We start from the raw sequence: 18,099 nt of genomic DNA, 5'->3' as shown, positions 1-18,099 counted from the left end.
ACGAAGATGAAGGCCCGTGTCAAATGGTTGGATCACATGAGCTTCGTCGGCGAGTCCGAAAGCGGCCACTCCGTGGTCATGGACGGTGCGCCGGAGTTCGGCGGCCGCAATCTCGGCGTGCGTCCCATGGAGATGCTGCTGCTCGGCATGGGCGGCTGCTCCTCCTTCGACGTGGTCAATATCCTCAGGCGTGGTCGGCAGGCGATCACCGGCTGCGAGGTGCATCTTGAAGCCGAACGCGCCAGCGAGGAGCCGAAGGTGTTTACCCGCATACACGCGCATTTCGTGGTCAGCGGCCATGAGCTCAGCGAGAAACGCGTCGCTCAGGCGGTGCAGCTGTCGGCGGAGAAGTACTGCTCAGCGTCGATCATGCTCGGCCAGACCGCCGACATCACACACGACTTCGAGATCGTGTCGACCTGACACGCGGCTCGGGGATATCGGGAGACTGACATGCAACGTCCACCTGCGACGGGCGGGATGCGCCATCTGGCGTTGAACGTCATCAATCTGGAAGCCGCCGAGCGATTCTACGTCGATCTGCTCGGCATGGCGGTGGAATGGCGCCCCGACCCGGACAACCTCTATTTGTGCTCGGGCTGCGACAATCTCGCCCTGCATCGTGCACTCGATTCCGCGCACGCGGAATCCGGGCAGCGCCTGGATCATCTGGGTTTCATCCTGCGCAAGCCGGAAGATGTAGACGCCTGGTTCGAGTTCCTGCAGGCGCATGACGTGCCGATCGACAAGCCGCCGCGAACCCATCGTGACGGCGCGCGCAGCTTCTATTGCTTCGACCCGGATGGCAACCGGGTGCAAATGATCTATCATCCGCCCGTCGCCGCCGCCTGCGGCTGAATCGAGCATTACTTCCAGGAGGACGCAGCGGGTGCCCAAGGCCAAGCAGCGCAAGATCAAGCTCCATGGTTTCAACAATCTGACCAAGAGCCTGAGCTTCAATATCTACGACATCTGCTACGCGCAGACCGAGGAGCACCGGGCCGAGTACATCGCGTATATCGACGAGGTCTACAATGCCACGCGACTGACGCAGATCATCACCGAGGTGGCGGACATCATCGGTGCCAACATCCTCGATGTTTCCCAGCAGGACTACGAGCCGCAGGGCGCCAGCGTGGTGATGCTGATTTCGGAGGAGCCGGTCGTTTCCGAGCAGGTCGAAAACGTCGAGGAGCCGGGGCCGCTGCCGGAGACGGTGCTCGCGCATCTGGACAAGAGCCACATTACGGTGCACACCTATCCCGAGAGTCACCCGCAGGGTGGCATCAGCACCTTTCGCGCCGATATCGATGTGTCCACCTGCGGGCGCATCTCGCCGCTGCGCGCGTTGAACTATCTGATCCACAGCTTCGAATCCGACATCGTGACCGTGGATTACCGCGTGCGCGGCTTCACCCGCGACATCCGCGGCAAGAAGCACTACATCGACCACAAGATCAACTCGATCCAGAACTTCCTCGCCAGCGATACCCGCGAGAGCTATCAGATGATCGACGTCAACGTCTATCAGGAGCACATCTTCCATACCAAGATGCTGCTCAAGAATTTCGATATCGACAATTACCTGTTTGGCATGGGGCGGGGCGACTATACGGCCGCCGAGCTCAAGAAGATCGAGCGCCGCCTGAAGCGGGAGATGTCGGAAATCTTCTACGGCCGCAACATGGTGCGCGCCCGCTGAGCTGACTACAGGCCTTCGGCCGTCGTCGTCATGACCTTGGACACGATGCGCATCATGCCGCGTACGGGAGCGGGCAGCTTGGCCGCGCCGGCCGTGCGCGCCTTGTAGGCGTGGTGCGCCTCGTCCTCGCGCATCTGCGCGAGGACCGCCCGGCTGCGCTGGTCGTCCTGCGGCAGCTTCTGCAGGTGCTCGTCGATATGCCGCACCACCTGCTGTTCCGTTTCGTCGACGAATCCCAGGCTCCAGCGGTCGCCGGCGAGTCCCGCCAGGGCGCCGATACCGAAACTGCCCCAGTACCAGAACGGGTTGAGGTAGCTTTTGTGCGCTTCCAGTGCTTCGAGGCGCGATTCGCACCAGGCGAGGTGATCGTTTTCCTCGTCGGCGGACCGCTGCATCTGTTCGCGGATGCCGGCATCGCGGGCGGTGATGGCCTGCCCCTGGTAGAGGCCTTGCGCGGCGACCTCGCCGGCGTGGTCGACGCGCAGCAGGCGGCCGGCAAGCCGGCGCCCGGCCTCGTCGAGGTCGGCCTCGGGCAGCCCCGCGGCCGGGTTGGGTCGTCCGGTGGTCGGCGGCGTGGCATAGACCGTGCGCAGGGATTGGTCGATCGCGCCTATGAACCGGTCTAGCGGGCTGAGTTGTCGCATGGCGTTAGCCTAAGCGACGCTTCCGGATGCCGCAAGAGGCGCGTCGGGACCGGCGATGCGCCTGGCAATCAGGCTGACCGGATGCACGATGTCGACGGTCACGTCGGCGCGGCGCAGGGCGGCGCGCAGATGCAGGGCGCAACCGATGTTCGAGCTCACCAGCAGGTCGGGCGGTTGCGACGTCAGTTCGGATATCCGCTCATCCGCCAGGGCGTCGGCCATCTTGGGGTGATCGATCATGTGGCGTCCGGCCGCGCCACAGCAACGGCCCTCATGCGTCAATTCGATCAGCTCGACGCCGGGCAGGCGGGCGAGCAGGGCGTGTACCGCAGCCTCGCCGTGCATGGCGTGTTTCAGGGAGCAGGGCGTGTGCAGCGCGACGCGGAGCGGATCGTCCGTGTAGGCGATGCCTGACCAGTCGGCGCGCAGCAGAAAGCCGCTGATGTCCTCGGTGGCGCGCGCCATCCCGCGCGCGTCCTCGCCGTACCAGGAGACGGCGTCCTGCAGCGTCGCACCGCAGCCGCTCGCGGTGGTCAGAATGGGCAGGTCGTCGCGGAAGGCGGCCTGGTTGGCGCGCTGCAGCGCGCGTGCGGCGGCCGCGTCGCCGGCGTGCAGATGCAGCGCGCCGCAACAGGTCTGCGCGGCGGGGATGCGTACGCGGTAGCCGAGGCGTTCGAGAACCTGTTTGGCTGCGGCCAGCGTTTGCCGGTCGAACAGTTCGCCGGCGCAGCCGGTAAACAGCTGCACATCGGCGTCGCCCGGCGCATCGTCGGGCGACGATTGATCCATTTCGAGGAGTGTGGTCTTTTGCATGGGCGGGAGCAGGCTGTGTAGCCTGCCCGCGCCTGCAAGGCGGCCGTTGCCGGAAAGCCCGCGCAGACGCCCGGCGCCGCCGAGCTGCCAGGCCCGCAGGAGACCATGCGCAATGTTGCGGAAGCCGCGGCTGTGGGTGAAGCGCTGCAGGAGCCAGGCTTCGAGCGGTCTGGTTTTCGGGGCATCGCCGCGTGCTGCGAGCTCGCTCCGGGCGGCATCGAGCAGGCTTGCGTAGGGCACATGGGAGGGGCACATGGCCTCGCACGCACGGCATGTCAGGCAGCCGTCCAAGTGCGCGACCATACGCGCGTCGGCGGCGAGTTCGCCGCGTGCCATCGCCTGTATCAAGGCGATCCGGCCACGGGGCGAATCACCCTCGTCGCGCGTCTGCAGATAGGTGGGGCAATGCGGGAGACACAGGCCGCACTGCACACAGCTGTCCGTCGCCGCGAACCGTTCGGGATTTGCCGCAGCGCGGGCCTTGGGGACATTCATCGTCAACTCACCGGAGGTTCTTCATGCGTTTGTTTGCCTATGTTACCGCCTCGTGTGCCCTGTGCGCGTGCTGCGCCCCGGCGTTTGCCGCGTCGCCGCCGACGGGCTGGTCGGGCAACATCCAGCTGGGCGGCGTGCAGACGACGGGCAATACGCAATCGAGTACGGCCAACGGCAAGTTCAAGCTCAACTATCTGCGCGCGCCCTGGCAGAATACGCTGCGCTTCAGCGGCCTGTACGCCTCGAGCGACGGCACCACCAACGCCCAGAGCTGGGAGGGGTCGAATCAGACCCGTTATTCCTTCAGCAAGCATAATTACCTGTTTGGCCTGATCAATGCGCAGGCGGTGCGGTTCAGCGGCTACGACTACCAGGTGTCCGAGGTGGCGGGCCTTGGCCGGCGTTTGTACGATAGCGCTCGGCAGACGCTGGATGTCGAGATCGGTGCGGGTGCGCGACAGAGTCGGTTGACGGAAGGCGGTGCGCGCAGCGTAGGTATCGGTCGTCTGGGTCTGGGCTACGAGTTCGATATCACGGCCCATTCCTCGTTCACCCAGCATGTTTCCAGCGAAATCGGCGTGAACAACACCTTCGTCAAGGCCGTCAGCGCGCTCAAGATGAGTATCTATGGCGCCCTGAGTGCGAACCTGAGTTATACGATCAGCCACAATAGCAATGTCCCGGCGGGTACGCGCAAGACCGATACAATCTCTTCGGTCACGCTGGAATACGATTTCTAGCTTCTTACCTTTTCCCCGAGTTCGGAGTCCGAGATGAGTTACTACGAGCGGCATGTATTCTTCTGCACCAATCAGCGTGACAACGGCAAGGCCAGCTGCGGCGACCATGACGCCGCCGATCTTCGCGCCTATGCCAAGGAGCGCACCAAGGCGCTGAACATCGCCGGCGCCGGCCGGGTCAGGGTCAACATCGCAGGCTGCATGGGGCGTTGCGAGGAAGGCCCGGTGCTGGCGATCTATCCCGAGGGTGTCTGGTACACGTACGAGGACAAGGCCGATATCGATGAGATCATCGAGGAGCACCTGTGCCACGGACGCGTGGTCGAGGCCTTGAGAATATGAGCGCAATGATTGACAAGAATATTCTAATATTGTAATTTTAGCGTGTGATGTGAATCTGCGCCGGCGACGGCTTGGCTTAGCATCCCATCCTCCTTTGGTGGTATTGAGCGCGGCCGATGGCCGCGCTTTTTTTATGTCCGCGTGACGGGCCTTCCTGTGCGGGGCTTGACCGTTAAATCAGAATACAGTTATATATGGAGTCACTGATGTGGACCCAGCGTCCGCGTCGGTATCTCCCCTGATTCGTTCTTGAAGTTTTGAGGCGCGGTTTGTCCGCGCCTTTTTTTATGCGGGCTACTGCGCTTGCGCGCGCGTCCGGCGTCGGTTAATATTCGCCCCCTTTCTGTTGGGCGGCGGAGCGTGTGCGCCGCGCCGCGTAAGACCACATTCGGAGCAGCGAGACACGATGAAGACCTTTAGCGCAAAACCGGCCGAAGTGCGGCGCGACTGGTATCTGGTGGATGCCAAGGACAAGACCCTGGGCCGCCTTGCCACCGAGATTGCGCGCCGTCTGCGCGGCAAGCACAAGCCCGAATACACGCCGCATGTCGATACCGGCGACTACATCGTGGTGGTCAACGCAGGCCAGATCCGGGTGACCGGCGCCAAGACGAGCGACAAGATGTACTACCGGCACACCGGCTACATCGGCAACATGAAGTCGGCGAGCTTCGAAAAGATGATGCAGAAGGATCCCACCAAGGTGCTTGAGCTCGCGGTCAAGGGCATGCTGCCCAAGAACCCGCTGGGCCGCGCCATGCAGAAGAAGCTCAAGGTTTACGCCGGTGCCGAGCACCGCCATGTGGCGCAGCAGCCCGCGCCGCTCGAACTCTAACGTATCAGGAAAGATTCATGGCACTGACTCAGTATTACGGTACCGGTCGTCGCAAGAGCTCCGCGGCGCGTGTTTTTCTACGTCCCGGCTCGGGTTCGATCACGATCAATACCAAGCCCATCGACGAATACTTCGGGCGCGAGACCGCGCGCATGATCGCGCGCCAGCCGCTGGAGGCGGTCCAGCTGAGCGACAAGTTCGACGTCAAGGTCACGGTCGAGGGTGGTGGTTCCAGCGGCCAGGCCGGCGCCATTCGTCTCGGTATCGCACGCGCGCTGCAGGTCTACGACGAGACCCTGCGCGCAGAGCTGCGCCGCCATGGCTACCTGACGCGCGATGCGCGCGAGGTGGAGCGCAAGAAGGTCGGCCTGCGCAAGGCGCGTCGCGCGACCCAGTTCTCCAAGCGCTGATCCTGACCGATCGACCTGTTATTTGGGGGATCGTCTAGCGGCAGGACTACGGACTCTGACTCCGTCAACCTAGGTTCGAATCCTAGTCCCCCAGCCAACGCAAAGGCCCCGTTCCGCGGGGCCTTTTTATTGCCCGGCGGAAAGGCTTTTGGGGAGCCGGCGTCGCCGTGCGGAGACGCCGGCGGCGCGCGCCGGGCTCACTTATGTTGCATTTTTGTTACATGAGTGCACATATGTGTGTTTTTCGCAAAAAAATCCTTGCTTGTGTGTCGTTCGCCGCGTATAAAGGCCCAGTCCTGCAACACAGGGCTTGTTGACAACAAAATTCGCAAGGAGTCATGACTCATGAAGAAAACCCTGATCGCTGCCGCGGTGGGCGCGGTAATTGCGGCCCCTGCCATTGCGCAGGCGGATGTGACCCTGTACGGCAAGTTCGAGGCCTCCCTCGACTACCTCAACACCAACACCACCAATGGTGTGACCAACGGCAGCTCCACCAGCAAGAGCATCTCCGGGTTCTCCCTGAACAGCTCGCGCTGGGGCATCAAGGGCTCGGAGGATCTGGGCGACGGTCTGCGCGCCCTGTTCCAGGTCGAGAGCTCGATTTCAAGCAACGCCAAACCGCAACTGGGCAACCGCAATACCTTCGTCGGCATCGCCGGCGGCTTCGGCACGGTGATCGCCGGTCGTCACGACACGCCGATGAAGAGCCTGGGCCGCGCGGTCGACCTGTTCGGCGATCAGATCGGCGACAGCCGCAACCTGATCAGCGGCAAGTACAACGGCAGCGTGGGCTTCGAYCWGCGCGTRCCGGAYRTGRTCGCCTACGTGACCCCGCAGATGGGCGGCTTCAAGGCCGTCGCGCAGTACGGCTTCGACGGCGGCGTGAAGAGCGGTTCGCTCTACAGCCTGCTGGGCGAATACAAGATGGGCCCGATGATGGTCGGTCTGGCCTACGAGAACCACGGCAAGGGCCTGTACAACGGCGCCAAGCCGGAAACCGGCCTGCGTCTGGCGGGCAGCTACAAGCTGGGCGCCTTCAAGCTGGTGGGCCTGGTCGAGCAGCTGACCAACCTGGGCGGCTACGAGTACGTGGGCAACAACACCGCGAACCCGAAGGCCAAGGCGACCGTGTACGGCGTCGGCGGCAAGTACACCATGGGTTCGAACGCGCTCAAGGCGCAGGTGTACCAGTCCAACCCGGACGGCAGCAACAACAACTCCACGATGTGGGCCGTGGGCTTCGACCACACCTTCAGCAAGCGCGTGATGGCCTTCGTCGACTATGCGCAGATGACGAACCAGAACGGCGCCAAGATGAACGTGTGGGGCGGCGGTCACAGCGCGACCTACGTCAACGCCAACAACAGTGCCGCCTCCATCTCGGTCGGCCCTGGCAAGAACCCCTATGCCATTTCCACCGGCATGATGATCAAGTTCTAAGCCTGAGCGGCCAGAACTTGATCCGGGACGGGCGCCTTCGGGCGCCCGTCTTCGTATGGGCCGCCCGCAAAGGCAATTCCAGCATGGCGCGCGGCTTTTTGTTTGCGGTCGATCCCCGTATGCTTGGCGCTTTGTGTCCGGTCCGCCCGCAATGTCCGAACGTATCCGCGAGATTCCCTACAACTACACCTCGTTTTCCGATCGCGAAATCGTGATCCGTTTTCTCGGCGAGGCGTTGTGGGAAGTCCTCGACCGACTCCGCGCCAGCCGCCGCACCGGCATTTCCGCACGCATGCTGTTCGAAGTGCTCGGCGACATGTGGGTGGTGACGCGCAATCCCTACATCCAGGACGATCTGCTGGGCAACCGCAAGCGCCTGGGTCAGCTGATCGAGGCCATGCGCCACCGCCTGGACCAGATTGTGGCGCGGGCAGAGGGGAATGAGGACGCGTTGAAGCTGGCCGAGGCGGCGCGCGCAGCGGTGGCGCGTTTCGCGGAGGGTTTTCCGGCGGAGCGCAAGCGTCGCGCCCGGGCGCTGCGGCGCTTTGCGCGGCATACACGACGCGACAACATCGACTTCGGCGGACTTGCACGCGTATCCCACGTCACCGATGCCACCGACTGGCGCGTCGAACTGCCCTTCGTGGTACTCGCGCCGGACAGCGAGGCGGAGATGGCTGCGCTGGTGCAGGACTGTATCGCACTGGGCCTGACGGTGATCCCGCGCGGCGGCGGTACCGGCTACACCGGCGGCGTGATTCCCCTGACTGCAGACAGCGCGGTCATCAACACCGAAAAGCTCGAGGGGCTTTCCGAGGTGCGTACCCTGGATTTGCCGGAAGGGCCTTCGCAGGTGCCCACGGTGCGCGCGGAGGCGGGTGTGGTGACCAAGCGCGTATCCGAGCTTGCGGCCGCGCACGGCCTGGTTTTCGCGGTGGACCCGACCTCCCAGGATGCCTCGACCATCGGCGGCAACGTGGCCATGAATGCCGGCGGCAAGAAGGCCGTGCTGTGGGGCACCACCCTGGACAATCTGGTGTCCTGGCGCATGGTGACGCCGGAGGCGGAGTGGCTGGAGGTTGAGCGGCTCGACCACAATCTCGGCAAGATCCACGATCAGGAGACGGTGCGTTTCCGCGTGACGCGCTACCGCGCGGACGGCAAAACGCCGCGCGGCAAACCGGAAATCCTGAGTTTCGCGGGACGCAGTTTCCGCAAGGCAGGACTCGGCAAGGACGTGACCGACAAGTTTTTGGGCGGCCTGCCGGGTATACAGAAGGAAGGCTGCGACGGCCTGATCACTTCGGCGGTTTTCGTGCTGCATCGGATGGCGGCGCATACGCGTACCGTGTGCATGGAGTTCTACGGCGCCGATCTGCACCGCGCGGTGCCGGCCATCGTCGAGATCAAGGATCTGCTGGACGCCGATCCGGACGTGGCGCTTGCCGGCCTGGAGCATCTGGACGAGCGTTACGTGCGCGCGGTCAAGTACACGCCGAAGGGCGCGCGCGGCGAGCGCCCGAAGATGGTGTTGATCGCCGACATCGCCGGCGACGACGAGGATGCGGTCGCGCGGGCGGCTTCGCGCGTGGTGCGCCTGACCAATCAGCGCGACGGTGAGGGCTTCGTGGCCGTGAGCCCCGAGGCGCGCCGCCGATTCTGGGCCGACCGGGCGCGCACCGCGGCGATCGCGGCGCACACCAATGCCTTCAAGATCAACGAGGACGTCGTGATCCCGCTCGAACATCTGGCGGCCTACAGCGAAGGGGTCGAGCGCATCAATATCCGGCTGTCGATCGGCAACAAGCTGCGTGTGATCAAGGCGATGATCGACTGCCTGCAGGGCGATCTGCCCGAACTCAAGCGGGTGTCCGGTTATGAGGCCAGCGACGAAGGCGAACGCCTGCTGAACGTCAAGCGCACGGCCGCGCTGGCGCACCTGCGCGCGGTCGAGGGCCGCTGGCGCGGCCTGCTGGCGTATGCGGAAGCGCCGGCCGCGGACCACCCGGCGTGGCTGCCGGATGCGGTACGTGCACGTGTGCGCGAGGGCGATACGCTGATGCGGCTGATGCTGCGCCGCGACCTGGTGGTCTCTTACCGCGCCGAAGTCGAACGGCCGCTCAAGGAAATCTTCGACGGGCGCGAATTCGAACCGTTGTGCGTACGCCTCGACGGCATCCATCGGGAGATCCTGTCGAGCCGGCTGTTCGTCGCCCTGCACATGCATGCCGGCGACGGCAACATTCACACCAACATACCCGTCAATTCCAACGATTACGCGATGATGCGCGAGGCCGAATCGGTGGTCGACGAGATCATGGATCTGGCCAAGTCCCTCGACGGCGTGATTTCGGGCGAGCATGGCATCGGGCTGACCAAGATGCAGTATCTAGAACCCGAGGCCATCGAGTCCTTCGCCGCATACAAGCGCCGGGTGGACCCGGAGGGGCGTTTCAATCGCGGCAAGCTGATGCCCGGCTCGGGCCTGACGCGCGCGTACACACCGTCGCTGCGGCTGGTCGAACAGGAAGCGCTGATCCTGGAGGCGAGCGAGCTCGGCGACCTGAACAACGACATCAAGGACTGCCTGCGCTGCGGAAAATGCAAACCCGTCTGCACGACCCACGTGCCGCGGGCGAACCTGCTTTATTCGCCGCGCAACAAGATTCTGGCGACGGGCCTGATCGTGGAGGCCTTCCTGTACGAGGAGCAGACGCGACGCGGTATTTCGCTGCACCACTTCGAGGAAATGAACGACGTCGCCGACCATTGCACGGTCTGCCACAAATGCCTCAACCCGTGCCCGGTAAACATCGATTTCGGCGACGTCAGCGTGCGCATGCGCCACATCCTCAAGCAGCGCGGCAAACGTTCGCCCAGCCCGGTGACGGCCCTTTCCATGGCCTTCCTCAACGTCAAGGACCCCGCGACGATCCGTCTGTTGCGCAAGGTGGCCGTCGAATGGGGATACCGCGCGCAGCGCTTCGGCCATGGCATGTTCCGGCGGCTGGGGCTGCTGCGCAACCAGCGCCTGCCGGCCGCGACCACCGGCCGGCAGGCCTTGCGCGCGCAGGTCGTGCAGTTCGTCAAGAAGCCCATGCCCGGGGCGCTGCCGACGCGTACCATGCGCGGTCTGCTGGGGCTGGAGGACTCGAGCCTGGTCCCGGTGCTGCGCGATCCGTCGACAACGACCGACGAATCCGAAGCGGTGTTCTATTTTCCGGGTTGCGGCTCGGAGCGGCTGTTCAGCCAGATCGGACTCGCGACGCTGGCCATGCTGTACGAGGTCGGCGCGCAGACGGTGTTGCCGCCGGGCTATCTATGCTGCGGTTACCCGCAGACCTCCACCGGCGATGTCGAGAAGGGTCGGCAGATCACGACCGAGAATCGGGTGTTGTTCCACCGCGTGGCGAACACGCTCAACTATCTCGATATCAAGACGGTGATCGTGTCCTGCGGCACCTGCATGGATCAGTTGCTCAAGTACGAGTTCGAGCGGATTTTCCCGGGTTGCCGCCTGCTGGATATCCACGAATATCTGATGGAAAAGGGCGTCAAGCTGGACGGTGTCGAGGGCGTGCAATACCTCTATCACGACCCGTGTCATACGCCGATGAAGACCTACGACCCCCTCTCTGTCGCCTCCGGCCTGATGGGGCAGGCGGTCGGTCTGTCGGACCGCTGCTGCGGCGAGGCCGGCACCTTCGCGGTCAGTCGCCCCGACATTGCCACGCAGGTGCGCTTCCGCAAGGAGGAGGAGATCCGCGGCGGCATTCGCACGCTCACCGGCGCCGAACGCGCGGAAGCCGGCAACGTCAAGATGCTCACGAGTTGCCCAGCGTGTCAGCAGGGTCTGTCGCGCTATGCCGAGGATACCGGGCTGGACACCGACTATATCGTGGTCGAACTGGCCCGCCACCGCCTGGGAGAGGCCTGGGCGGAGGGATTCGTCGAGCGCGTGCGCAACGGCGGTATCGAACGCGTGCTGCTTTAGGCGGCAATGCGCGTGCCGCTAGAGCATGCGGCTCAGATGATGGGAGCGGATGGCGTAGCCGGCGCGCAGGTAGAAGCGGTGCGCGTCGAAGCGCTGCACCCCCGAGTCGAGCACCAGTTGGCTGCAACCCGCTTCTCGGGCGGTCTGCTCCAGCCATTCGAGCAGGCGGCGGCCGTGTCCCTGCGAGCGTGCGGTCTGGTCGGTCACCAGGTCGTCGACATAGAGAAAACGGCCGATCGCCAGGTTTTCGTTCAGCCGGAAGCCCGCGACCGCCTGCACGTCGCCCTCGTCCTCCAGCAGCGCCAGGCGGAATCCGCCCGCCATCTGGCGGCGCACGCGCGTCACGAATTCGTCCGCCGCCAGGTGCGGGCGAAGCTGCGACATCACCGCGAAGCCGCGAGCGATGTCCTCGTCGCTGTGCGCCTCGCGGATGCGATTCACTTGAGCGTCTCGATGCCCTGGGCGGTGCTCAGCAGCAGCACGTCGGCGGGACGCGCGGCGAACAGGCCCACGGTGACGATGCCCGGGATCATGTTCAGCTCGCCTTCGAGCTTGACCGGGTCCATGATCTCGAGGTTCTGGATGTCGAGGATCAGGTTGCCGTTGTCGGTGGTGAAGCCTTCCCGCAGCACCGGCTTCCCGCCCAGTCGAACCAGCTCGCGGGCGACGAAGCTGCGCGCCATGGGAATGACCTCGAGCGGCAGGGGGAAGCGGCCGAGATAGCTGACCAGCTTGCTCTCGTCGGCGATGCACACGAAGCGCTCGCTGGCGCCGGCAACGATTTTCTCGCGGGTGAGCGCGCCGCCGCCGCCCTTGATCAGGTGCAGCTGGCGGGTGGCTTCGTCGGCGCCGTCCACGTACAGCGGCAGCGCGCCGACGGCGTTGAGGTCGAACACGGGGATGCCGTGCGATTTGAGACGCTGCGCGGAAACTTCCGAGCTGGCCACGGTGCCGTCGATGCGGCCCTTGATGCCGGCGAGCAGATCGATGAAGTGATTCGCCGTGGAGCCGGTACCGACACCGACGACCATGCCGTTCTCGACATAGGCCAGCGCGGCTTCGGCCGCGGCGCGTTTCATTGCGTCCTGATCCATCTGTACTCCAGGTCCTTGGTGGTTTTCGGCATCATACCCGGATCGGGCGAGCGGCCGGAAGCGGGGGCCTATTGCGGGGTGTCGGCGCGGCCTGTATCGTGCGCCGATGGACGATTACGTACGACGCATCCTGACCGCCAAGGTCTACGACGTGGCGCGGGAAACGCCGTTGGATGCGGCGCAGAGCCTTTCCCGGCGCATCCGCAATCAGGTGCTGCTCAAGCGCGAGGATCTGCAGCCGGTCTACAGCTTCAAGCTGCGTGGCGCGTACAACATGATCGTCAACCTCAGCGAGGCCGACCGCGCGCGTGGCGTGATCACCGCTTCCGCCGGCAATCACGCGCAGGGCGTGGCGCTGGCCGCGCGCCATCTGGGTGTGCGTGCGGTCATCGTCATGCCGCGCACCACGCCCTCCATCAAGGTCGACGCAGTGCGCGCCCACGGCGCCAAGGCGGTGCTCGAGGGCGACGATTTCGATGCGGCGTTCGCGCACACGCAGAAACTGGTGGCCGAAGAGGGACTGGTCTTCATCCCGCCGTTCGACCATCCGGACGTGATTGCCGGTCAAGGCACCATCGCCGTGGAGCTGATGCGCCAGCATCGCGATCCCATCGACGCTATCTTCGTGCCGGTCGGGGGCGGCGGCCTGATCGCCGGGATCGCGGCCTATTTCAAGTCGCTCAGCCCGCAGACGCGGATCATCGGCGTCGAGCCGGACGATGCGGCTTCCATGCATGCGGCGCTGCGCAGGGGCCGGCGCGTCAGGCTCAAGCAGGTGGGCATATTCGCCGACGGCGCCGCCGTTCGCGAGGTCGGGCGCGAACCCTTCCGTCTCGCCAAGCAGTATGTCGACGAGGTGTTGCTGGTCGATTCGGACGAGATCTGCGCGGCCATCAAGGACATCTTCGACGAAACGCGGGCAATTTCCGAGCCGGCCGGCGCGCTGGCGCTGGCCGGGCTCAAGCGTTGGGTTGCGCGCGAAGGCGCCGTGGATCGCACGCTGGTGGCGATCAACAGCGGCGCGAACATGAATTTCGACCGCTTGCGGCACGTGTCCGAGCGCGCCGAGATCGGCGAGCGCCGCGAGGCCCTGCTGGCCGTCACGGTGCCCGAGCGTCCCGGCAGCTTCCGCAAGTTCTGCCGCGTGCTAGGCCGCCGCGCCATCACCGAGTTCAACTACCGCTATTCCGACCCGGATACCGCGCAGGTGTTTGCGGGCATCCGGCTGAGCGAGGGCGATGCCGAGCGCAAGGCCATCGTCGAGCGTCTGGAGGCGAAGGGGTATCCGGTACTCGATCTCACCGATAACGAGATGGCGAAGCTGCACATGCGCTATATGGTCGGCGGGCGAGCGCCGCTGGCGGACAACGAAATGCTGTACCGCTTCGAGTTCCCGGAACGCCCGGGGGCGCTGCTGGAATTCCTGCTGCGCATGGGCGCGGCCTGGAACATCAGCCTGTTCCACTACCGCAATCACGGCGCCGCGGACGGCCGCGTACTGATCGGCATGCAGGTGCCGCCGGAGGAAAAGCCGTTGGTCGCGAACTTTCTGGAGGACCTGGGCTACCCCCACTGGGAGGAAACCCAGAACCCCGCCTACCGGCTGTTCCTGGCCTAAGCGTCCAGGGTCTGTTTACGCGACGGGGTGACAGGCACTAGCGCCCCTTCTGCGCCAAGGCCTCTTCGTTGAAGGCCGAGTCGATGGTTGCGATCACCTTTTCCACGATCCGAAAGCCTTCGACCGGGGCGTCGTCTGCCATGTACTTGAGGCGCAGCCGCCCTAGCGAATTGATCACCTGCACCCGTTCGGGCAGCGCCGCGTCGGCGTCGTCGATGGCGAGGCGTTCGGCCAGACAGGCGACGATCTCGCCGGCATAGGCGTTGGCATGCCCGTCTGTTCGGGCCTTGCCCAAGGTCTCGGCGGGAGTGCCGTCGAGTATCGGATAGCCGCTATGGCGGTCCAGATAGGTCAGCAGTTCCGATAAGGTCATGGCAAATCTCCTTTGCGTGGCGGGGCTCAGGTTGCGAGCTGCCCTTCGGACAGTGGCGTAGCGCAGGTCTCGCCGACGCGTTGCAGGTAATACATGAGGTCGATCGGCAGCGCGATGCCGTCATGAATCTGAATGGGGTAGAGATCGGCCGCGAGCAGCAGGTCGGCAATGCTGATCTCGCCCATGTAGAAGCGCCTTTGCGCCAGATGCCGCGCCAGTTCGTCGAGACGCGAGAGCTGGCGCAGTTGTGCGTAGCCATCGTAACGGTCGTTGGCCAGCGCTTCCAGCGACATGCCGAAACGCGCCTCGACCTCGGCCTTGTAGGCCGCCAGGATGGCGGGATCGCCGCCGATGTCGCGATAGGCCGGGCGGATCGGCGCATAGAGCCTTTCCAGCACGTGGTGCACGCGCACGCGCCATTCGAGCAGCGCCGTCCAGGCCGCTGCGTCGATCCGCCCCGAGACCAGCGTCGGCCCGTCCGGGAAGAATTCGTCGATCCGCCACAGGATATCGGTCGAGTCGGTCAACAGTCGTCCGTCGTCGAGGCGTAGCAGCGGCACCTGTCTCGCGACGCCAAGCTCGAAGAAGGTCTCGTCGTCGTCGTAGGCCAGGGCCTGATCCGCATAATCCACGCCCTTGTAGCCGAGCGCGAGGCGCACGCGCTGCGACTCGGGCGAAGACCAGAAATGATAGAGCGTCGGCACCATGCCTATTCCAGGGCCAGGATCGCATCCCAGTGGCGCTTATCCACCGGCAGGATGGACAGCCGGTTGCCCTTGCGCAACAGGGGCATGTCGGCCAGTTCCGGGCGCGCGCGCAGTTCCGCCAGGGTGATGATGCGGCCGAGCTTGCGCTCGAATTCGACGTCCACGAGATACCAGCGCGGTGCATCCTGGCGACTCTTGGGGTCGTAGTACTTGGCTTCGGGGTCGAAGGCCGTGGGGTCGGGGCGCGCCTCGCCGGCGATGCGCATGATACCGGCCACACCGGTAGGGTCGGCGTTGGAGTGGTAGAACAGCGCGAGATCGCCCGGGCGCATGTCGTCGCGCATGAAGTTGCGTGCCTGATAGTTGCGGATGCCGTCCCAGGGTTCGCGTTCGACCCGCTCCAGGTCGTCGATGCCGAAGGCCTCGGGTTCGGATTTCATCAGCCAGTACTGCATGGGTCCGCCGTTTCGTGATGCAAGTGGCCGGCAGTATAAACCAAGGTGCGCTATGGCAAGCCAGCGGCGCCGGTTTCCAGTCGCCGGGCGCCGGCAGGCAAGACGATGCCTGCGAGCGGGACGTCCCAGGGTTCGCTCGCCAGGATATTGACCTCCTGGAAGTCGTAGGCGAGCCCGATCAGCGGCGGGCGGCGCCAGCGTCGATGAAGGCGCTGATAGGCGAATGTGCGGTCGTAAAAGCCGCCCCCCATGCCAAGCCGGTTGCCCGCGCGGTCGAAGCCGACCAGCGGCGTCAGCACCAGATCCAGCGCGCGTGCTTCCAGTCGATGTCGGGGGTGGGCGGCGGGTTCGGGGATGCCGAAACGGTTGCGGCGCATGGGCATGCGTGGATGCCAGCGTTGGAACCAGAGCCGTCCATCCGGCGCGAGCACGGGCAGATAGACCTGCTTGCCGGCCGCGAGGGCGGCCAGTAGCGCCGGGCCGGCATCGAGTTCGCCGCCGACCGCGTGATAACCCGCAATGCGTTGTGCGGCGCGGAACCAGGGAGTTTTGACAAGATGCCTGGCGACGCGCTGCGCGGCGAGCTGGCGTTCGGCCGCGGAAAGGGCGGCGCGCCGGCGTCTGAGGGTGCTGCGGAGTCGGTCGCGCGCAATCATGGAAAAAAGAGGACACGCTCCGTAGGTGCCGTGGTGACCTTCGACCTTGAACCAGGGGTTCAAGTGGGAGCGTCGGCAGCGAACGTAGGCTTTCCGCAAAGCGCGGACATGCGCATGTTCTCCGCAAACCGGCTCCCCGGGTAAAAAACTAGGCTCAAGGGTACTACCCGGTCACTCACGAACACCACAGAGGTGTCCTGGCGCCCACTATATCACGAGCCCTGTGCGGTGCCGTTAGTTTCCGTCGCGCCGATGCGCTCGAGGGTGACCGCGACGGTGGCGTCCAGGCTTTGCAGGCGTGCAGCCAGCGCCCGATCCGACAGCGACTGCGCGGTTTTCTGCTGCATCAGCTCGTGGATCAGATTCAGCGCGGTCATCACCGCGATTCGCTCGCCGCCGACGATGCGGCCGGTCGAGCGGATGTCCCGCATGCGTCCGTTGAGGGCCTGGGCGGAGGCGACCAGCGCCTCGCGCTCGTCCTCCTCGCACATGACCTGATATTCGCGTTCGAGTATGTGCACGCTCACGGAAACCTGACTCAAGGCATCTCCTCCAGGTTCTTGAGACGCCCGATCATGGCCTCGACACGGTGCTTGGCGAGTTCGTGTTTCTCGATCAGTCCGCTGCGTTCATGCTGCAGGGTCTGCAGCTGGCGCTTGAGCGCCAGATTTTCCTTGTGTTGCTGTTCGCACAGCGCCGTCAGCGCGATGACGCGCCGCTCCAGCTCGCGCAGTGCGTTCTCGTAGCCGGCGGTGGAGGGCGTATCGCTCATTCGCCAAATATAGGCATGCCCGCCGAACAGGGTCAACCATGGGCGCGACCATGGGGATGCCTGCCCCGACAGGCGAGTGTTAACATGGCCTATTCGCCAGTAGCAGAACGTTACACGCTGACATGAACCGATCCTCGGACCCGCAGGATTTCTTCCAGGCCAACCCGTTGTCGCCGGACGCGTGCGTCATCGACGGACAGGCGCGCAACGGCAAGCCCTGCCGGATCGTCGACAATACAGGCACCGTGCCGTTGCCGGAACTGCGGGCATTGCTCGAACAGCTGATCGAGGACGGCCGTTTCGGCATCTCGGGGCGCTCTCAGGTGGGTGATGGACGCATGCTCATCGGTGCGCCCGAATTCACCCATCTGCAGATTGGCGAATCGGTCTACCGCTTCATCCTTTTTCCCTACGAGGCGCGCATCGAGGCCTTTTGATGACGAACGTGCACTTCGAATCGCTGGACGAGATCCTGCGCGGTGCGGGGGCGGCCATGGGGGCGGCCGAGGGCCATGGCGCCTTGTGCGGTCGCCTTGCGATCCATGAGGCCGGCGGAGAGGTGGCCTGGACGCACGAAATGCTCGAAGGTGTCGGCGGTGCCGACGCGCCCGCCTGCCGCGAGGCACTGTCGAATCTGTACCGGGAGACGCGCAGCGCCCTCGACGATGCCGATCTGTCCTTCCAGCCCCTGCTGCCCGACGACAATACCGCGCTCGGGCTGCGCGTCGAAGCGCTCGGCGAGTGGTGCTACGGCTTCAGCACGGCGCTGGTGCTGGCGGGCCTGACGCCCCAGCGCCTCGCGGATTTGCCCGAACACGCGCGTGAATTCGTCGACGATCTCGGCCAGATCGCGCAGGTGTCGCCCGAGATGGTCGCCTACGACGAGAGCGAGGCCGATTACGCCGAGCTGCTTGAATACGTCCGTGTCGGGGTGCTGTTGCTGTTCGATGAGCTGCAGCCCAGAACGCCGCTGCCCGGCCTGCACTGAGGTTGGGGCACCCCTTAC

At 64.8% G+C, this 18,099-nt stretch carries 22 protein-coding genes, 1 tRNA gene and 1 other RNA gene; 13 read left to right on the top strand and 11 right to left on the bottom strand.

The window, feature by feature from the left end; genetic code table 11:
• The first annotated feature begins 6 nt into the window (after window positions 1–6).
• The 3 genes from THPRO_RS11615 to speD are packed head-to-tail and all read left to right on the top strand — an operon-like array spanning window position 7 to window position 1,702.
• Entirely contained in the window at window positions 7–423 is a 417-nt protein-coding gene (locus THPRO_RS11615) for an OsmC family protein (protein WP_038093888.1), read from the top strand.
• Between the two features lie 30 nt (window positions 424–453).
• Window positions 454–858 (top strand): VOC family protein, encoded by a 405-nt coding sequence (locus THPRO_RS11610; protein WP_038093890.1) that lies wholly within the window; start codon window positions 454–456, stop codon window positions 856–858.
• 31 nt (window positions 859–889) lie between these two features.
• Window positions 890–1,702 (top strand): adenosylmethionine decarboxylase, encoded by an 813-nt coding sequence (gene speD, locus THPRO_RS11605; RefSeq protein WP_038093893.1) that lies wholly within the window; start codon window positions 890–892, stop codon window positions 1,700–1,702.
• A 5-nt stretch (window positions 1,703–1,707) separates the two neighbouring features.
• Here speD and coq7 read toward each other — a convergent pair whose 3' ends face one another.
• Window positions 1,708–2,346: a 2-polyprenyl-3-methyl-6-methoxy-1,4-benzoquinone monooxygenase gene (gene coq7, locus THPRO_RS11600; protein ID WP_065089672.1), complete on the bottom strand. Its 639-nt coding sequence runs from the start codon at window positions 2,344–2,346 to the stop codon at window positions 1,708–1,710.
• Window positions 2,347–2,355: 9 nt separating this feature from the next.
• On the bottom strand, window positions 2,356–3,654 hold the full coding sequence (locus THPRO_RS11595; protein ID WP_052064724.1) for a (Fe-S)-binding protein: 1,299 nt from the start codon (window positions 3,652–3,654) through the stop codon (window positions 2,356–2,358).
• Window positions 3,655–3,677: 23 nt separating this feature from the next.
• Between THPRO_RS11595 and THPRO_RS11590 the strand changes: the two genes are divergently transcribed.
• From THPRO_RS11590 to THPRO_RS11560, 7 genes are all read left to right on the top strand, one after another.
• Window positions 3,678–4,394 carry a DUF481 domain-containing protein gene (locus THPRO_RS11590; protein WP_038093896.1) on the top strand — a complete coding sequence of 239 codons (717 nt, stop codon included), beginning with the start codon at window positions 3,678–3,680 and terminating at the stop codon, window positions 4,392–4,394.
• Window positions 4,395–4,427: 33 nt separating this feature from the next.
• Window positions 4,428–4,736, top strand: coding sequence for a (2Fe-2S) ferredoxin domain-containing protein (locus tag THPRO_RS11585; protein WP_038093899.1), 309 nt, complete (start codon window positions 4,428–4,430; stop codon window positions 4,734–4,736).
• A 406-nt stretch (window positions 4,737–5,142) separates the two neighbouring features.
• Window positions 5,143–5,571, top strand: coding sequence for a 50S ribosomal protein L13 (rplM, locus tag THPRO_RS11580; protein ID WP_038093901.1), 429 nt, complete (start codon window positions 5,143–5,145; stop codon window positions 5,569–5,571).
• A gap of 17 nt (window positions 5,572–5,588) precedes the next feature.
• A complete protein-coding gene (gene rpsI / locus THPRO_RS11575; protein ID WP_038093904.1) occupies window positions 5,589–5,981 on the top strand; it encodes a 30S ribosomal protein S9 in 393 nt (130 codons plus the stop codon).
• Window positions 5,982–6,004: 23 nt separating this feature from the next.
• Window positions 6,005–6,078: transfer RNA gene (locus THPRO_RS11570), tRNA-Gln, on the top strand.
• A 248-nt stretch (window positions 6,079–6,326) separates the two neighbouring features.
• On the top strand, window positions 6,327–7,424 hold the full coding sequence (locus tag THPRO_RS11565) for a porin (protein ID WP_065089671.1): 1,098 nt from the start codon (window positions 6,327–6,329) through the stop codon (window positions 7,422–7,424).
• A 151-nt stretch (window positions 7,425–7,575) separates the two neighbouring features.
• On the top strand, window positions 7,576–11,418 hold the full coding sequence (locus tag THPRO_RS11560) for a DUF3683 domain-containing protein (protein ID WP_065089670.1): 3,843 nt from the start codon (window positions 7,576–7,578) through the stop codon (window positions 11,416–11,418).
• Between the two features lie 18 nt (window positions 11,419–11,436).
• Here the strand turns inward: THPRO_RS11560 and THPRO_RS11555 are convergent, their stop codons facing one another.
• Both THPRO_RS11555 and rpiA read right to left on the bottom strand, forming a co-directional pair.
• Window positions 11,437–11,859 (bottom strand): GNAT family N-acetyltransferase, encoded by a 423-nt coding sequence (locus THPRO_RS11555; RefSeq protein ID WP_236717306.1) that lies wholly within the window; start codon window positions 11,857–11,859, stop codon window positions 11,437–11,439.
• Window positions 11,856–12,512 carry a ribose-5-phosphate isomerase RpiA gene (gene rpiA, locus THPRO_RS11550; protein WP_038091816.1) on the bottom strand — a complete coding sequence of 219 codons (657 nt, stop codon included), beginning with the start codon at window positions 12,510–12,512 and terminating at the stop codon, window positions 11,856–11,858. The genes THPRO_RS11555 and rpiA overlap by 4 nt, the downstream gene beginning before the upstream one ends.
• 106 nt (window positions 12,513–12,618) lie before the next feature.
• Here rpiA and ilvA point away from each other — a divergent pair, with 106 nt between their 5' ends.
• On the top strand, window positions 12,619–14,130 hold the full coding sequence (gene ilvA / locus THPRO_RS11545) for a threonine ammonia-lyase, biosynthetic (RefSeq protein ID WP_038091814.1): 1,512 nt from the start codon (window positions 12,619–12,621) through the stop codon (window positions 14,128–14,130).
• A gap of 37 nt (window positions 14,131–14,167) precedes the next feature.
• On the opposite strand, the gene THPRO_RS11540 is transcribed toward ilvA, so the two are convergent.
• From THPRO_RS11540 to THPRO_RS11510, 7 genes are all read right to left on the bottom strand, one after another.
• Window positions 14,168–14,503 carry a hypothetical protein gene (locus THPRO_RS11540; protein WP_038091812.1) on the bottom strand — a complete coding sequence of 112 codons (336 nt, stop codon included), beginning with the start codon at window positions 14,501–14,503 and terminating at the stop codon, window positions 14,168–14,170.
• A gap of 26 nt (window positions 14,504–14,529) precedes the next feature.
• Window positions 14,530–15,207, bottom strand: coding sequence for a glutathione S-transferase family protein (locus tag THPRO_RS11535; protein ID WP_038091908.1), 678 nt, complete (start codon window positions 15,205–15,207; stop codon window positions 14,530–14,532).
• A 5-nt stretch (window positions 15,208–15,212) separates the two neighbouring features.
• Window positions 15,213–15,665, bottom strand: a complete 453-nt coding sequence (locus THPRO_RS11530) for an EVE domain-containing protein (protein ID WP_065089669.1) — start codon at window positions 15,663–15,665, stop codon at window positions 15,213–15,215.
• A 50-nt stretch (window positions 15,666–15,715) separates the two neighbouring features.
• Window positions 15,716–16,321 (bottom strand): 5-formyltetrahydrofolate cyclo-ligase, encoded by a 606-nt coding sequence (locus THPRO_RS11525; RefSeq protein WP_038091904.1) that lies wholly within the window; start codon window positions 16,319–16,321, stop codon window positions 15,716–15,718.
• A 12-nt stretch (window positions 16,322–16,333) separates the two neighbouring features.
• A non-coding RNA gene (gene ssrS / locus THPRO_RS11520) (6S RNA) lies at window positions 16,334–16,517 on the bottom strand.
• A 16-nt stretch (window positions 16,518–16,533) separates the two neighbouring features.
• Entirely contained in the window at window positions 16,534–16,863 is a 330-nt protein-coding gene (locus THPRO_RS11515; protein ID WP_082954623.1) for a cell division protein ZapA, read from the bottom strand.
• A complete protein-coding gene (locus THPRO_RS11510; protein ID WP_038091899.1) occupies window positions 16,860–17,093 on the bottom strand; it encodes a TIGR02449 family protein in 234 nt (77 codons plus the stop codon). Before THPRO_RS11510 ends, THPRO_RS11515 begins: the two co-directional genes overlap by 4 nt.
• A gap of 122 nt (window positions 17,094–17,215) precedes the next feature.
• Between THPRO_RS11510 and THPRO_RS11505 the strand changes: the two genes are divergently transcribed.
• Together THPRO_RS11505 and THPRO_RS11500 are read left to right on the top strand one after the other, a co-directional pair.
• Window positions 17,216–17,530: a hypothetical protein gene (locus THPRO_RS11505; RefSeq protein ID WP_052064542.1), complete on the top strand. Its 315-nt coding sequence runs from the start codon at window positions 17,216–17,218 to the stop codon at window positions 17,528–17,530.
• A complete protein-coding gene (locus THPRO_RS11500) occupies window positions 17,530–18,081 on the top strand; it encodes a UPF0149 family protein (protein WP_038091808.1) in 552 nt (183 codons plus the stop codon). The genes THPRO_RS11505 and THPRO_RS11500 overlap by 1 nt, the downstream gene beginning before the upstream one ends.
• The last annotated feature ends 18 nt before the right edge of the window (window positions 18,082–18,099 follow it).

The organism is Acidihalobacter prosperus (genome assembly GCF_000754095.2).
GTDB classification, from domain to species: Bacteria; Pseudomonadota; Gammaproteobacteria; order DSM-5130; family Acidihalobacteraceae; genus Acidihalobacter; species Acidihalobacter prosperus.
The sequence above is the reverse complement of the archived record's forward strand: the minus strand, read 5'-3'. Positions and strand labels throughout refer to the sequence as shown.